This window comes from Pseudomonas sp. NPDC087614, from assembly GCF_044743485.1.
Lineage (GTDB): Bacteria > Pseudomonadota > Gammaproteobacteria > Pseudomonadales > Pseudomonadaceae > Aquipseudomonas > Aquipseudomonas baetica_A.
On record NZ_JBIUWN010000160.1, the window covers coordinates 1 to 3,192 of the forward strand.

At 61.6% G+C, this 3,192-nt stretch carries 1 pseudogene; it reads left to right on the forward strand.

Features of this window, described 5'->3' with window-relative positions:
• A pseudogene (gene gltB / locus ACIOWA_RS27660) lies at positions 1–3,100 on the forward strand (glutamate synthase large subunit); the annotation flags it as partial.
• Positions 3,101–3,192: the final 92 nt, after the last annotated feature.

Here is a 3,192-nt window from a genome sequence, read left to right on the forward strand (position 1 = left end):
CGACGTCGATCAGCTCATGCAATACATGAAGATGTATCAGGTCACGTTCGAGGAGCGCGATCAGGTCCTGCGTCCGCTTGGCGAACAAGGCTACGAAGCCGTGGGCTCGATGGGCGACGATACGCCGATGGCCGTGCTGTCCCAGCGCGTGCGCACGCCGTACGACTATTTCCGCCAGCAGTTCGCGCAGGTCACCAACCCGCCGATCGACCCGCTGCGTGAAGCCATCGTGATGTCGCTGGAAATCTGCCTCGGTGCCGAGCGCAACATCTTCCAGGAGTCGCCGGAACACGCCTCGCGCGTGATCCTCAGCTCGCCGGTGATTTCCCCGGCCAAGTGGCGCTCGTTGATGAATCTCGACCGCCCGGGCTTTGAGCGGCAGATCATCGACCTCAACTACGACGAAAGCGTCGGCCTCGAAGCGGCCATCCGCAATGTGGCCGATCAGGCTGAAGAAGCCGCGCGCGCCGGTCGTACCCAGATCGTCCTGAGCGACCGCCATATCGCGCCGGGCAAACTGCCGATTCACGCCTCGCTGGCCACCGGTGCGGTACACCACCGCCTGACCGAAAAAGGCCTGCGCTGCGATTCCAACATCCTCGTTGAAACCGCGACCGCACGCGATCCGCACCACTTTGCCGTGCTGATCGGTTTCGGCGCCTCGGCGGTCTATCCGTTCCTGGCTTACGAAGTGCTGGGCGACCTGATCCGTACCGGTGAAGTGCTGGGCGACCTCTACGAGGTGTTCAAGAACTACCGCAAAGGCATCACCAAAGGTCTGCTCAAGATCCTGTCGAAGATGGGCATCTCGACTATCGCTTCGTACCGCGGTGCGCAGTTGTTCGAAGCCATCGGCCTGGCCGAAGAAGTGTGCGAGCTGAGCTTCCGTGGCGTGCCGAGCCGCATCAAGGGTGCACGTTTCGTCGACATCGAAGCCGAGCAAAAGGCACTGGCCACCGAAGCCTGGAGCCCGCGCAAGCCGATCCAGCAGGGCGGCCTGCTGAAGTTCGTCCACGGTGGCGAATATCACGCCTACAACCCGGACGTGGTCAACACCCTGCAAGCCGCCGTGCAGCAGGGCGACTACGCCAAGTTCAAGGAATAAACCTCGCTGGTGGACAACCGTCCGGTGTCGATGATTCGCGACCTGTTCAAGGTCAAGACCCTCGACACGCCGCTGGACATCAGTGAAATCGAACCGCTGGAATCGGTGCTCAAGCGCTTCGACTCTGCCGGTATCTCGCTGGGCGCCCTGTCGCCGGAAGCTCACGAAGCCCTGGCCGAAGCCATGAACCGCCTCGGCGCGCGTTCCAACTCCGGCGAAGGTGGTGAAGACCCGGCGCGTTACGGCACCATCAAGAGTTCGAAAATCAAGCAGGTCGCCACTGGACGTTTCGGCGTGACGCCGGAATACCTGGTCAACGCCGAAGTGCTGCAGATCAAGGTCGCCCAAGGCGCCAAGCCGGGCGAGGGCGGGCAACTGCCGGGCGGTAAAGTGAACGGGCTGATCGCCAAGCTGCGCTATGCAGTGCCGGGTGTAACGCTGATTTCGCCACCGCCGCACCACGACATTTATTCGATCGAAGACTTGTCGCAGCTGATTTTTGACCTCAAGCAGGTCAACCCGAAGGCGCTGGTTTCGGTGAAACTCGTCGCCGAAGCGGGCGTCGGCACCATCGCTGCCGGTGTGGCCAAGGCCTACGCGGACTTGATCACCATCTCCGGCTACGACGGTGGCACCGGTGCTTCGCCGCTGACCTCGATCAAATACGCTGGCGCACCGTGGGAACTCGGCCTGGCTGAAACCCACCAGACCCTGCGCGGCAACGACCTGCGCGGCAAAGTCCGGGTGCAGACCGACGGTGGCCTGAAAACCGGCCTCGACGTCATCAAGGCTGCCATCCTCGGCGCCGAAAGCTTCGGCTTCGGTACTGCGCCGATGATCGCGCTGGGCTGCAAATACCTGCGCATCTGCCACCTGAACAACTGCGCCACCGGCGTCGCGACGCAGAACGAGAAGCTGCGCAAGGATCACTACATCGGCACCGTCGACATGGTGGTGAATTTCTTCACCTACGTCGCCGAAGAAACCCGTGAGTGGCTGGCCAAGCTCGGCGTGCGTTCCCTCGAAGAGCTGATCGGCCGCACCGATCTGCTGGAAATCCTCGAAGGCCAGACCGCCAAGCAACACCACCTGGATCTGACCCCGCTGCTGGGCAGCGATCACATCCCGGCGGACAAACCTCAGTACTGCGGCGTTGAGCGCAACCCGCCATTCGACCAAGGCCTGCTGGCCGAGAAAATGGTCGAGATGGCGTCGTCGGCGATCAATGACATGAGCGGCGCCGAATTCGACCTGGACATCTGCAACTGCGACCGTTCGATCGGCGCGCGGATCTCCGGTGAAATCGCGCGCAAGCACGGCAACCAGGGCATGGCCAAGGCGCCGATCACCTTCCGTTTCAAAGGGACGGCGGGTCAGAGCTTCGGCGTGTGGAACGCCGGCGGTCTGAACATGTACCTGCAAGGCGATGCCAACGACTACGTCGGCAAAGGCATGACCGGCGGCAAACTGGTCATCGTGCCGCCGAAGGGCAGCGTCTATCAGACTCAGAACAGCGCCATCATCGGCAACACCTGCCTGTACGGCGCCACGGGCGGCAAGCTGTTCGCCGCTGGCACCGCAGGTGAGCGTTTCGCCGTGCGTAACTCAGGTGCCCACACGGTTGTGGAAGGCACTGGCGATCACTGCTGCGAGTACATGACCGGTGGTTTCGTCTGCGTCTTGGGCAAAACCGGTTACAACTTCGGTTCTGGCATGACCGGTGGTTTCGCCTACGTGCTTGATCAGGACAACTCTTTCGTTGACCGGGTCAACCACGAACTGGTGGAAATCCAGCGGATCAGCGGCGAGGCGATGGAGGCCTATCGCAGCCATCTGCAAAACGTGCTGAACGAGTACGTCGCCGAAACCGACAGCGAGTGGGGGCGTGAACTCGCCGAGAACCTCGATGACTACTTGCGCCGTTTCTGGCTGGTCAAGCCGAAGGCTGCCAACCTGAAATCGTTGCTTTCCAGCACTCGTGCCAACCCTCAGTGATATGCGCCTGAAGAGTTTGATGTGGTTTTAACAATTGGTGTAAGTGTGTATATCGTCTTCGAGGGGATGGTTGTGGGGGGGGGGGTGGGGGT